Annotated in this window: 12 protein-coding genes; 6 read left to right on the top strand and 6 right to left on the bottom strand. The window is 69.3% G+C overall.

Going from position 1 to position 12440, the window contains the following annotated elements:
• Positions 1-447: 447 nt before the first annotated feature.
• The 5 genes from J3S89_RS23525 to hemP form a co-directional block, all read right to left on the bottom strand.
• Positions 448-1017, bottom strand: coding sequence for a heme/hemin ABC transporter substrate-binding protein (locus J3S89_RS23525; RefSeq protein WP_217927946.1), 570 nt, complete (start codon positions 1015-1017; stop codon positions 448-450).
• Complete coding sequence (locus J3S89_RS23520; protein ID WP_217927945.1) at positions 1014-1217, bottom strand: hypothetical protein; 204 nt, start codon at positions 1215-1217, stop codon at positions 1014-1016. The genes J3S89_RS23525 and J3S89_RS23520 overlap by 4 nt, the downstream gene beginning before the upstream one ends.
• Before the next feature lie 375 nt (positions 1218-1592).
• Positions 1593-2099 (bottom strand): ATP-binding cassette domain-containing protein, encoded by a 507-nt coding sequence (locus J3S89_RS12840; protein ID WP_217927944.1) that lies wholly within the window; start codon positions 2097-2099, stop codon positions 1593-1595.
• Positions 2096-2704: a FecCD family ABC transporter permease gene (locus tag J3S89_RS12835; RefSeq protein WP_217927943.1), complete on the bottom strand. Its 609-nt coding sequence runs from the start codon at positions 2702-2704 to the stop codon at positions 2096-2098. The genes J3S89_RS12840 and J3S89_RS12835 overlap by 4 nt, the downstream gene beginning before the upstream one ends.
• A gap of 287 nt (positions 2705-2991) precedes the next feature.
• Positions 2992-3222, bottom strand: a complete 231-nt coding sequence (gene hemP, locus J3S89_RS12830) for a hemin uptake protein HemP (RefSeq protein WP_230488957.1) — start codon at positions 3220-3222, stop codon at positions 2992-2994.
• A 503-nt stretch (positions 3223-3725) separates the two neighbouring features.
• Between hemP and J3S89_RS12825 the strand changes: the two genes are divergently transcribed.
• A complete protein-coding gene (locus tag J3S89_RS12825) occupies positions 3726-4406 on the top strand; it encodes a TonB-dependent receptor plug domain-containing protein (RefSeq protein ID WP_217927962.1) in 681 nt (226 codons plus the stop codon).
• 79 nt (positions 4407-4485) lie between these two features.
• Here J3S89_RS12825 and katG read toward each other — a convergent pair whose 3' ends face one another.
• Positions 4486-6660 (bottom strand): catalase/peroxidase HPI, encoded by a 2175-nt coding sequence (gene katG / locus J3S89_RS12820; RefSeq protein WP_217927942.1) that lies wholly within the window; start codon positions 6658-6660, stop codon positions 4486-4488.
• Between the two features lie 419 nt (positions 6661-7079).
• On the opposite strand from katG, the gene J3S89_RS12815 reads away from it, so the two are divergent.
• The 5 genes from J3S89_RS12815 (at position 7080) to J3S89_RS12795 (ending at position 12421) form a co-directional block, all read left to right on the top strand.
• Positions 7080-7979, top strand: a complete 900-nt coding sequence (locus J3S89_RS12815; protein ID WP_217927941.1) for an MBL fold metallo-hydrolase — start codon at positions 7080-7082, stop codon at positions 7977-7979.
• A gap of 78 nt (positions 7980-8057) precedes the next feature.
• Positions 8058-9314, top strand: a complete 1257-nt coding sequence (locus J3S89_RS12810) for a 3-isopropylmalate dehydratase large subunit (protein ID WP_217927940.1) — start codon at positions 8058-8060, stop codon at positions 9312-9314.
• Between the two features lie 11 nt (positions 9315-9325).
• Positions 9326-9838 carry a 3-isopropylmalate dehydratase small subunit gene (locus J3S89_RS12805; protein WP_217927939.1) on the top strand — a complete coding sequence of 171 codons (513 nt, stop codon included), beginning with the start codon at positions 9326-9328 and terminating at the stop codon, positions 9836-9838.
• Between the two features lie 16 nt (positions 9839-9854).
• Complete coding sequence (locus tag J3S89_RS12800; protein ID WP_217927938.1) at positions 9855-10748, top strand: isocitrate lyase/PEP mutase family protein; 894 nt, start codon at positions 9855-9857, stop codon at positions 10746-10748.
• An 86-nt stretch (positions 10749-10834) separates the two neighbouring features.
• The gene (locus J3S89_RS12795) at positions 10835-12421 is read left to right on the top strand and encodes an alpha/beta fold hydrolase (RefSeq protein WP_217927937.1); all 1587 of its coding nucleotides are present in this window, start codon (positions 10835-10837) and stop codon (positions 12419-12421) included.
• Positions 12422-12440: the final 19 nt, after the last annotated feature.

Here is a 12440-nt window from a genome sequence, read left to right as displayed (position 1 = left end):
GAACCCTCTCGCAAGGATCACGCCGTCCACGTTTCTCTTTCTTCCTATTCGATTGTCAAAGAACCCGAAGCCGATCAGACTTCGTACGCCCGACACCACCCGAAGGCTCGTCGAACGATTGGGCACGTCCCTTCGGTCTCGCCGAATTTCGTGACCTCGCCCGAACCGGAAGCTCGGCACCCCGGTCGAGCCGGAGCGCTTCGTTTCTCGGAGACAAGGATTTCTCCGTCGGCAGCGGTGACCGCCGTCGTTGGAGCGGTTTCTAGGCTTCCTCGGCCCGTCCGTCAATCGTCATCGCGTAAAAAAATTCCAGGGCTGTGGGAAACCCTCCCCCGGTCCCGAGTGGGACGTTGAAATGGGGCCGAGTTTCCGCGGCATTCGGGTGGTTCGCCGTCGTGACGTCGAGAGGTCGTCCCCCCGACGGGTCCCCGAAGAATGCCCCCCCGATCACCGAGCCGGGGTGTTCGTGGCCCGGTTCGCGTCCGAACACCGCGACGCCGCCGGGTCGGATCCGGCGATCCGCGCCATCAGGTTCGTCGCCATCCGCGCCGTTCTCGGTCCAAAGGCCAGAAGGTCGGCGCCGTCCATCGTCACGAGCCGACGGCCCTTCGCGGCGGGAACGTCGCGGAAGGCCGACATGGTGAAGAGTTCGTCGACCGAAATCGCATCGGCCGGGTTCGCCATCGTCACGACGACGTCGGGCGCCGACGACAGGATCGCCTCGTCGGTCATCTGCTTGTAGCCGGAGAACCCGGTCGCGACGTTGACGCCTCCCGCGAGCGCGATCATCGCGCCGCCCCCGACCAGGGGGCGGTCGTTCGAAAAGGCGAGCAGGAAGAGAACGCGCGGACAGGTCCCGAATGCCGCGCGGGTTTCGGCGAGGGTGGCGAACTCCGCCCGAATGCGCGCGGCGAGACGCTCGGCTTGCGCCGTTCGGCCGATCTCGGCGCCGATGCGGGCGACCTTGTCGAGAACGCCGCGCTCCGACCAGTCGTCCTCGAGATGAACGACCTTCACGCCGCCGCCCCGACGACGTCGAGGGCCTCGCGCGGGCCGGCACCGCCCACGGCGATCACCCGGGTCGGCGCGAGCGCCAGCACCCCCTCGGCCGAGAGCTTGCGGAGACAGCCGACGTTCGCCTTGGTCGCGAGCGCCGCGGGCGGATGGGTCGAGGTCGTGCCGCCCCCACCACCTCGTCGTTCGCGCCGAGGTCCCACAGGATCTCGGCGGCCGCGGCGGCGCCGCCGCGACGTTTCGTCCCCTCCCCTCCCCTGTGCGCCCGACGACGAGACGACGAAGAGAGCCGCGAGAAGGACATGAGCGAAACGGTTCATCGAGGGAGATTCGGCTGCTACACCGCGGGCAGACTCCAGGTCTGGGGAACGACGGCGCGCGGGGCGCCGGCCGTGGGACGAGGTCCAAGACCTCGACGGGCATGGCGTCGTCGCGGACGTCGGCCGGGCGGCCGCGACCGGCGATTCGACCCTCCCGCATCGCCACGATCGTGTCGGCGTGGCTCGCCGCGAGATTGAGATCGTGGAGGATGGCGAGCACCGCGACGCCGTCATCGGCGATCGACCGGGTCGCTTCCATCAGGGTGATCTGATGCGGCAGATCGAGGCTCGACACGGGTTCCTCGAGGAGCAGGGCGCGGGCGAAGAACACCCGTTGGCGTTCGCCGCCCGACAGCGATCGCACGTCGCGGGCGAAGAGATGGCCGATGTCGGCGCTCTCCGCCGCCGCCGCGACGATCGCCCGCCGTCGACCCGCCACGAGATGCCGAGGGCGATCGTCTCGGCGACCGTGAAGGCGAAGCCGATCTCGGTCGACTGGCTCATCACCGCCGTCAAAGCCGCGCGCCGCCAGATCGGCAGATCGGCCGTGTCGACGCCCTTCCAGGCGACGCGTCCGAAGGCGGGCGTCGCATCGCCGGAGGCGAGCCGCAGCAGGCTGGTCTTGCCGGCGCCGTTCGGTCCGACGATCACCGTGAGACCGCCGAGATCGAGGTCGAGATCGACGCCGCCGAGGATCCGGCGACCGGCGACGATCAGGCCGGCCGCTTCGATGCGCGGGATCGGATCGCGGGTCGCCGCCGTCACGTCGCCGCCCCTCCCCGGTTCTTCATCAAGAGGGGGAGGAAGATCGGCGCGCCGACGGCCGCCGTCAGAATGCCGATCGGCAGCTCGGCCGGTGCCACCACGGTCCGGGCGACGAGGTCGGCGACGATGATGAGCAGCCCCCCGGCGACGGTCGACAGTCCCGACAGCGCGCGATGGGCGATGCCGACGAGCGCGACCGATGCGCCGACGCCGAGCGCGGTGACGGCGATCGCCATGGTCTTCGCCCGTTCGACGCGAATGCCCATGTGGCGCGCTTCCGCTTGGCCGAAGGCGAGCGCGTCGAGTGCCCGCCCGAGCATCGGCATCGCCATCAGCGGGGCGACGAGGAGTTTTTCCCAGGTCACACCGCCGAAGGTCCCGAGAGTCCAGAACGACAGATCGCGCAGCTGGCGATCGTCGGCGACGAAGACGAGAAGGCCGAGCAGGGTGTCGGCGAGCGCGGCGAAGGCGAGGCCGGCCAACAGAACCGCGCCGCTGTCGATCCGTCCCCGCAAACGGCCGACCCTGGCGAGGACCGTCGTCGCGACGATCGCGCCGAAATAGGCGGCGAGCGGCAGCGCATGGAAGGACGTGGTTCCGACCAACCCGGTCGCGGCGAGGCGGGGCAGACGGATGTGACGGATGACGATGGCGTCGTGATCGCCGCCGCCCAGGCCGCCGAAGAGGACGTCGACCGTCCGGGCGGGGGCATCGCATACGAGCCGACGCCGATCGAAACCGTCGCGCAGACGACCGCCACCAGGACCAGGACGATCGCGGCGGCGAAGATCCGTCAGCGCCGCAGACGGCGCAGGCGGTCGAGGTCGTCGGCGAGACCTCCTCCGGCTCGTTCGATCGGGCGATCGTCTTCGACTGCTGCGGACATGCGACCTCACTTCGTCAGGATGAGCTTGCCGTTCGAGGTGATCCGCAGAAGGTAGATCGCGCCGGCGTGACGGATCCGCGCTTCGCGTCCCCCCTCCGTCAGACGCTCGATCGGCCAGGTCGGAACCTCCTTCCTCGGCCGCGAACCGGCGCGCGTCGGCGCGATCGCCGCTCCGAGCGCAGCCTCGTCCGGCCCGGCGTCGTCCGGCGACCCTGCTTCGTCTCGACATGCCATCATATTGGAAACCTTCGAATTCCAGCCTGCGACGACGCGATCGCGCCGCCGTCGACAAGCTCAATCACGCCTCTCGGGCCCAGTCAATACTGCGAGGCAGTTGCAACTATTCTCGTATGCCGGACGAAGCCGGCCGGAGCCCGGAGCTCATCGCCAGCCGACCCGTGTGTTCGAAGAGGGGTAGGTGTGATGTTTGCCGGCAGCCGCCTGCGCCCGATCGGTTCGGTCTCGCTCTTCGTTCTCATCGCCTCATCCGCGGTCTGCGCGCCGAGTCTCCCGGCCACCGGGGCCAGGGCGGCCGGGGCCGGGCCGACGGAGTTGGACGACATCACCATCACCGCCGAGCGGCGCCCGACCAGCATCAAGGACGCCTCGGCGACCGTTTCGGTGAAGTCGGAGGCCGATCTGGAACGCCACCTCGTGTCGCGGCCGACCGATCTCGTCGCCGACGAGCCCGGGTTTCGGTCGGCTCGCCGCCCAAGCGCGCCGGCGCCGGCAGCTAGACGATCCGCGGCATCGGCGACAATCGCGTCCCCGTCGAGGAGGACGGCATCCGCGTCCAGGACTATCCCGAGAGCCGGAAGGGTTCGGGCATGTACACCCGCGACTTCGACAATCTGAAGCAGGTCGAGATCATTCGCGGCCCGGCCTCGGCGCTGCGGGGATCTGAGGCGATCGGCGTCGTCGTCTCCGTCGTCACCAAGGACCCGGAGGACTTTCTGAAAGTCACCGGCAAGGCGGGCAACTGGTCCGCCGTCGTCTCCTACTCGCGTCGAGACGGCGAGGAGACGCAGGCCCACACCTCTGCGACGCTCAATCCTCAGATCCGCAAGAAGGACGACATCTTCGGAGAGCTGGTCTGGGATTCGCCCGAGGCCGGCCGGTTCCGTCCCACCTTCGAACACGTGCATCGGCGCGATTGGACCGACCTGACGAGCGATCTGATCGCCTCGGTCCTCGCCTCCACCGGAGACGATACCACGTCCCGCTCACGTCTCAGCCTCGATCGGCCGCGCGCGCTCGATCTCGCCTTCGCCGATCATGTCGACGCCAAGGTCTATTGGAGCCGGCTCGCGCGCGACGAAGTCAACCCGCAGACCCGCCTGTCGCCGGGCATCCCGCGCCGGCGCAAGGCGAATCCGTTGCCGCGCGACCCCTCGATCGATCGCGCGACGAGCTGCCGATGACGGTGATCGGAGCCCGGAGGCCAACGGCCCGCCGGCCGTGATCGGTCGACGGGCGAGACAACCGTGGGTCGCGTCGGCGTCAGACGAGATCGAAGCGATCAGCGTTCATCACCTTCGCCCAGGCGGCGACGAAGTCCTCGACGAACTTATGCGCGTTGTCGTCCTGAGCATAGACTTCGGCATAGGCGCGCAGGATCGAGTTCGAACCGAATACCAGATCGACGCGGGTCGCCGTCCACTTCTTCGCGCCGGTCTTGCGATCGCGGATCTCGTAGAGCCCGCCCCCGATCGGAACCCATGTCCAGCCCATGTCGGTCAAAGCGACGAAGAAGTCGGGGGTGAGCGCCCCGACCCGGTCGGTGAAGACGCCGTGCGCCGTGCCGCCGTGGTTGGTGCCGAGCGCGCGCATGCCGCCGACGAGCACCGTCATCTCCGGGGCGGTCAGCCCCATGAGCTGGGTGCGGTCGAGCAGCAGCTCTTCCGGTTTCACCGCGTAGTCCTTCTTCAGCCAATTGCGATAGCCGTCGTGGATCGGCTCGAGGACCGCGAAGGAGGCCGCGTCGGTCTCCGCATCCGACGCATCGCCACGGCCCGGCGCGAAGGGAACTTCGATCGCGAAACCGGCCGCCTTCGCCGCCTGCTCGACGCCGAGGTTGCCGGCGAGCACGATCACGTCGGCGAGGCTCGCGCCGACCGCCGTGGCGATCGGGCCCAGCACGCCGAGCACCCGGGCGAGACGGGCGGGCTCGTTGCCTTCCCAATCCTTCTGGGGCGCGAGGCGGATACGGGCGCCGTTGGCGCCGCCGCGCATGTCGGAGCCGCGGAAGGTGCGGGCGCTGTCCCAGGCGGTCGCCACCGCGTCGGCGATCGACAGGCCGCTCGCGGCGATCTTCGCCTTCGCCGCGACGACGTCCCAGCCGGTCGGCCCCTTCGGCACCGGATCCTGCCAGATCAGTTCTTCCTTCGGCACGTCCGGCCCGACGTAGCGGGCCTTCGGCCCCATGTCTCGATGGGTCAGCTTGAACCAGGCGCGGGCGAAGGTCTCCGAGAAATAGGCCGGATCCTTCATGAAGCGCAGCGAGATCTCCCGATAGATCGGATCGACCTTCATCGCCATGTCGGCGTCGGTCATCATCGGGTTGTGGCGCACCGTCGGGTCGGCCACGTCGAGCGGCCTGTCGGCCTCCGCGATCGAGACCGGCTCCCATTGCCAGGCTCCGGCCGGGCTCTTGCGCAGTTCCCATTCGTGGCCGAACAGCATCTCGAAGAAGCCGTTGTCCCATTTCGTCGGATGGGTGGTCCAGGCACCCTCGAGGCCGCTCGTCACGGCGTCGGGCCCCACGCCGGTGCGGGTCGGATTGGCCCAGCCGAGACCCTGCATCTCGACGTCGGCGGCTTCCGGGGCCGGACCGAGGAGGCTCGCGTCGCCGTTGCCGTGGGTCTTGCCGACGGTGTGGCCGCCGGCGGTCAGCGCGACCGTCTCCTCGTCGTTCATCGCCATGCGGGCGAAGGTCTCGCGCACCTGGGCGGCGGTCTTCAGCGGGTCCGGCTTGCCGTTCACCCCTTCCGGATTGACGTAGATCAGGCCCATCTGGACGGCGGCGAGCGGGTTCTCCATCGTCGCGGGATCGGCGACGTCGCCGTAACGCGCGTCCGACGGCGCCAGCCACTCCTTCTCGGCGCCCCAATACGTGTCCTTCTCGGGATGCCAGATGTCCTTGCGACCGAAGCCGAAGCCGAAGGTCTTCAGACCCATCGTCTCATAGGCCACCGTGCCGGCGAGCGCGATCAGATCGGCCCAGCTCAGCTTGTTGCCGTATTTCTTCTTGATCGGCCAGAGCAGACGGCGGGCCTTGTCGAGGCTGACGTTGTCCGGCCAGGAGTTGAGGGGCGCGAAGCGCTGGTTGCCGGTGCCGGCGCCGCCGCGTCCGTCGGCGGTGCGATAGGAGCCGGCGGCGTGCCAGGTCATGCGGATCATCAGACCGCCGTAATGGCCCCAGTCCGCCGGCCACCAGCTTTGACTGTCGGTCATCAGCGCGGCGACGTCGGCCTTGACGCTTTCGAAATCGAGCGACTTCACGGCCTCGGCGTAGTCGAAGCCGGGATCCATCGGATCGGTCTTGCGATCGTGCTGGTGGAGAATGTCCAGGTTGAGGGCGTTCGGCCACCAGTCGGTGTTGGAGTTGCCGGCGGCGGTCACAGCGCCGTGCATCACCGGGCATCTGCCGGTCGTCGGGGTTTCGTTTCCGCTCATCGCAGCCTCCGCTCGTGGTCTTCTGGTTTTCGCTCTCGGCGCCTCGGAGGCGGTCGCCTCCCCATGGGTGGCGATCGCAAGGGCGCGGCTTCGCAGGCGGCACCGGCTGAGCACTCTACGCCGCCGTGATCTGCGGTGACATCACGAATGCGAAATCTCGACCGAGGCGTCGGGTCGACGCGGCGCGGCTCCGTCGTCTTTTCGGACGGTCCCGGCGCCGCCGCCGGCCTCGCCGTCGTCCGACTTCGACCAGGCGCCGGTATCCGGGCCGGCGACGGCCGGACGTCGGCCGAATGAAAGGTCGCGCGGGCTTGCCCGATGCCATGTCATCTAGTGATACGCATATTGCTCCTTGGCAGGCTTGAGCCTTCGTGATACGCATTGCGCAAACAAGGAAACGAATGCGGGAAGGAAACGGCATGCGGTCTCATCAGATCGGCGAGGCGCGGATCACGCGCGTCGAGGAGGTGCTCGAACGCGGGTTCAAGCCGTCGTTCCTGTTTCCCGACCTCGATCGCGACGCCCTCTTCGAGCGCCATCCGCAACTGGCCCAGGCGAATTTCTACGATGCCGAACAGGATCGGCTGATGTCGTCGATCCATTCCTGGCTGATCCGGATCGGCGGCAAGATCGTCGTGGTCGACACCTGCTCGGGCAACGGCAAGACGCGGGCGCTGCCGCTCTTCGCGCGGTTCCACATGCTCGACTTCCCCTATCTCGACAATCTCGCCGCCGCGGGCGTCCGCCCCGAGGAGGTCGACTACGTCTTCTGCACCCATCTCCACATCGATCACGTCGGCTGGAACACCCGGCGCGACGGCGAGGCCTGGGTGCCGACCTTCCCCAATGCCCGCTACCTCTTCGGCCGCACGGAATACGATCACTGGGTCGGCGGGAGCGGCCCGGCGATCTTCCCCGAGAACGTCGCGGTGGTCGAGGACAGCGTCCTGCCGGTGGTCGCGGCCGGTCTCGTCAAGCTGGTCGACGACGGCGACGAGATCCTGCCGGGGCTGACGGTCCATCGCGCGCCGGGCCACACCGAGGGGCACATGGCGCTGAGATACACCTCGCCGGAGGGCTCGTTCATCGTCACCGGCGACTGCATGCACCAGCCGATCCAGATCTACGCCCCCGAGATCAATTCCTGCTTCTGCGAGAAGCCGGAGGAGGCGCGCCGCACGCGCCGGGCGATCCTGGACTGGTGCGCCGAGGAAGGCGCGCTGTTGATGCCGATCCATTTCGGATGGCCGCATGCCGGCTTCGTGCGTCGCGACGGCGCGGGCTATCGCTTCGAGCCCCTCGAGACCGCCGCCGGCTGAGTGCCCCGACACGACCGAGACGTCGAGAGATCGGTTCGGCCGCGCGCGGCTTCGAGCCGCGAAGAAGGAGAGCCCGAGGTGGGACACACGATCGCCGAAAAGATCCTCGCCCGCGTGTCGGGGCGGGAGAGCGTCAAGGCGGGCGACGAGGTGATGGCCAAGCCCGACTACGTCATCGCCTACGACTTCCCCGGCTACACCGACGTCTATTTCGAGCAGATGAAGACCGAATTCGGCATCGATCGCGTCGCCGAGCCGGACCGCTTCGCCATCTTCATCGACCACATGGTTCCCGCCGCCTCGCCCAAGGAGGAGGAACTGCACATCGGCACCCGCGCCTGGTGCGCCGAAAACGGCGTCGCCCTCTACGAGCGGCGCGGCATCGGCCATCAGGTGGCGACCGAGGTGGGCTATGCGGTGCCGGGCGCCTTCGTCGTCCATTTCGACGGCCACGTCAGCCAGATGGGCACGTTCGGCACGCTCGCCATGGGGATCCGCCGCAATCTGCTCGAGGCCTTCGTCCGCGAACGGGTCTCGCTCAAGGTGCCGCAGACGGTGCGGGTGAATCTCGAGGGGACGCTGCCCAAGGGGGTGATGGCGCGCGACGTCTTCCACCATCTGGTGCGCATCATGGGTCCGGCCTCGTGCCGCTTCCAAGTGCTCGAGATCGGCGGCTCGGGGCTCGCCGGGATCTCGACCGAAGGCCTTCAGGTGATCACCGGCCTCGCCATGTTCACCGGAGCGCTCACCGCAATCGTCAATCCGGAGGGCGAGCGGCTCGCCTATGCGCTCGCCCGCGCCAAGAAGACGTTGGTGCCGGTGTCGAGCGATCCCGACGCCGACTATTCGAAGGTGTGGACGATCGACGTCTCCGCGCTCGAGCCGGTGGTGGTGGTGCCGCCGACGCCGGCCGGCACCCGCGATCTCTCCGAATTCGTCGGGCTCGAGGTGCAGGCCGGCTATCTCGGCTCCTGCGCCTCCGGCCGGCTCGAGGATCTGCGCATCGCCGCCGAGGTTCTCAAGGGCCGCACCGTGAAACCCGGTTTCCAGCTCAACGTCGTGCCGACCAGCCAGGAGATCATGGCGGCGGCCGGCCGCGAGGGGCTTCTCTCGATCTTCGCGGAGGCCGGCGCCTTCGTCTCCTCGCCGAGCTGCGACTACTGTTTCGGCCGCATCGCCACGATGACCGCCGGCCAGCGCGCCGTCTCCACCGGCACGCTCAACGTGCGCGGCCGCATGGGTCATCCCGATTCCGAGATCTATCTGTGCAACGCCGCGACGGTGGCGGCCTCGGCCATCGAGGGCATGATCGCCGATCCCCGCAAATACCTCTGAGGTCGAGACCCATGGCACTCCGGAACCTGCGCGGCCGCGTCGCCTTCGTCTTCACCGAGGTCGATTTCGACGTCGACCAGATCGTCGGCGTGAAGAACATCAAGATCACCGACATCGAGGAACTGGCGGCGGCGGCGATGCGGGCCTACGACCCGGACTTCCGCGCCTCGGTCCGGCCCGGCGACATTCTCGTCGGCGCGGGCAACTTCGGCTACGGCCATCCGCACTATCCGCCGATGCGGGCGATGCGCCATCTCGGCATCGCCGGGGTGGTGGCGGAGTCCTTTTCGCCCGGCTACTGGCGTGGCGAGATCTCGATGGGGTTCCCGCAGGCGAGCTGCCCGGGGATCCTCGGCCTCGTCGAGCGCTGGGACGAGATCGAGGTCGATTGGGACGCGGCTGAAGTCCGCAATCTCACCCGAGGCCGCTCGCTGCCGTTCGAGCCGCTCGCGCTCGCCGACCGCGAGATGCTCGATGCCGGCGGCCTGCTTCCCTACCTGAAACGCCCGGTCGCCGGCCACTGACGAGGAGTCACGCCCCATGAATTCCGCCACCCTCCGCGATTATCGCGATCGCGTCCTCGCCCAGAAGACGGTCTGGGCCGCCGGCGCCTTCGACGCGCTCTCCGCGCGCTACATCGAGGCCGCCGGCTTCGACGCGGTGATGACCTCCGGCTTCGGCGTCTCCGCCTCGTTTCTGGGGCTGCCCGACGCCGAGCTCTACACCATGACCGAGAACCTGACCGTGGTCCGCAACGTCACCGCCGTGACCAAGATCCCGGTCGTCGCCGACATCGACACCGCCTATGGCAACGCCATCAACGCCATGCGCACGATCCGCGAATTCGAGGGCGCGGGCGTGGCGGCGGTGATCATGGAGGACCAGGTCTCGCCCAAGCGCTGCCCGATCTGCGTCGGCGGGGTCGAGGTCGTGCCGATCGACGAGGCGGTCGGCAAGATCCGCGCGGCGGTGGCGGCGCGCTCCAATCCCGACATGCTGATCATCGCCAGGACCGACGCGGCGACCGAAGAGGAGGCGATCACCCGCGCCAAGGCCTATGTCGCCGCCGGGGCCGACGTGATCCAGCCGATCAGCAAGTGCTTCTCCTCGATCGAGGGCCTCAGGGCGCTGCGCCGCGAGGCCGGCGTGCCGCTCTCTCTGCAGATCCTCGGCTGGCTCGAGAAGAAGCTCACTCCGGCGGAGATCGAGAGCGTCGCCGGCATGGCGACCTTCGCGCTCGTGCCGCTGATGACCGCCGCCAAGGCGATGCAGGAGAACCTCGCCGAACTCGCCCGCAGCCGCAGCACGGCGAACCTGCCGCGCCCGGTCCAGAGCCACGATCCCTTCGTCGAATTCATCGGCTTCAAGGAGATCGAGGCCCATCAGCTCGAGTATCTGCCCCCGGTCTCCGGCGCGAGCCGGCCCGCCGGCTGATCCTCGGGCGCCCCTGCTCCGTCCGATCCTCCTCGCTCGCGACGCGGGTCGACCCGTCGGACGGTCGTCCCGTGAGGGATGTCCCTATGACCGAACCGCAGCTTCGTCCTCACTACGTCACGGTCTCCTCCGGCCAGATCGGCCTCGCCCGCGCCGGATCGGGTCCCGGCCTCACGGTCCTGGCGAGCCCGATGATCGGCGCCACCGTGACCGCGCGCCGGCTCGCCGCGCTCCTGCCCGGGTGGTCGATCACCGCCCTCGCCCTGCCGGGCACGGGCGGCTCGGCGGCGGTTCCGGTCGACGATCTCGACGGGATCGCCGCCGCCCTCGCCGAGGCGATCGAGCGGCTCGGGCTCGCGGGCACGGCGCTCGTCGCCTGCGACCTCGCGGCGGCGGTTCTGCCGGCGCTCTTCGCCCGGCTCGGCAGGCCGCCCCTCGCCTTCGGTGTCGGCCTCGACGCGGCGCGGGCACGGGCGGCGCATGGTCCCGCGCTGCCGCCGCTCGCGCCGACCACCGACGGAACCCATCTCCAGGCGCTGTGGAGCCACCTGCGCGACACGCATCTCCTCGACCCCGCCGATCCGACCCAGGCGACGCCTTCGGGCGAGCCCCTGCCCTCGCCCGAGGACCTCGACACGAGTTTCGTCGCCGCCGCCGTACGGCCCGAGGCTTACGCCGCGCTCCACCGGATCCTGACGGCGGCACTCGCGCGCTACGCCGCGCTCGACGGCGTGACACCTCTCGGCGTCACCGCCGATCTCGTCGCGGCGCTGCCGGCCCCGTCCGGCCCGGGGGCCCCGGCGCTGCCGCCGACCGCGCCACGGCCGGAGCGGGAGATCTGGTACGACTTCGTCGAGACGGCGCGCGGCCGCGTTCATCTGCGCCGCGCCGGGTCCGGGGGCACGCCGCTCCTGGTGCTGCCGACCGGCGGCGGGTCCTCGGAACAGTTCGCCCCGGTCGTGTGCGGGCTCGCCGAGGGGCGGACGGTCTTCGCCGTCGACTATTTCGGCAACGGCCTGTCGGACCGGCGCGACGGCGCGGTCGAGGTCGCCGATCTCGCCGTCGATGCGGCCGCCGTCATCGAGGCCCTCGGCTTTTCCGCCGTCGACGTCTGGGGCTCGCACACGGGAGCGCTGGTCGGCCTCGAGCTGGCGGTGAGCCGGCCCGATCTCGTCGGCCGGCTGGTGCTCGAGGGGCCGGTCTTCGTCGCGCCGGACTTCCGCGACGACCTCCTCGACAACTATTTCCCGACGATCGAACCGGACAAATGGGGGTTGCACCTGCCGCTCGTGTGGAATTGGCGGCGCGACATGTTCCTCTATTGGCCGTGGTATCGGGTATCGCGCGACGCCGTGCGCCGCCTCGGCCTGCCGAGCCCGCAGGACCTGCACTGCTACGCGATCGGCATCCTCGAGAGCGGGCCGACCTACGATCGGGCCTATCGTTCGGCATTCCGATACGACACGCGCGCCCGGATGCCCCGTCTCGGCCACCCGGCGCTGGTCTGCGCCGGTCCCAACGACATGTTGATCAACGGATTGGCCGAGACGGAGAGGCTCGCGGTCGCCGGCGTCGAGGTCACGACGACGCCGACCACCGTGTGGTGGCCGACGCCCCCGGCCGATGCGGCGGCGGCGACGCTCGCGATCTACGACGCCTTCCTCAAGGGCTGAGCCCGGCGACGGGAGGCGG

This window comes from Pinisolibacter aquiterrae, assembly GCF_019160155.1.
Lineage (GTDB): Bacteria > Pseudomonadota > Alphaproteobacteria > Rhizobiales > Ancalomicrobiaceae > Pinisolibacter > Pinisolibacter aquiterrae.
The sequence above is the reverse complement of the archived record's forward strand: the minus strand, read 5'-3'. Positions and strand labels throughout refer to the sequence as shown.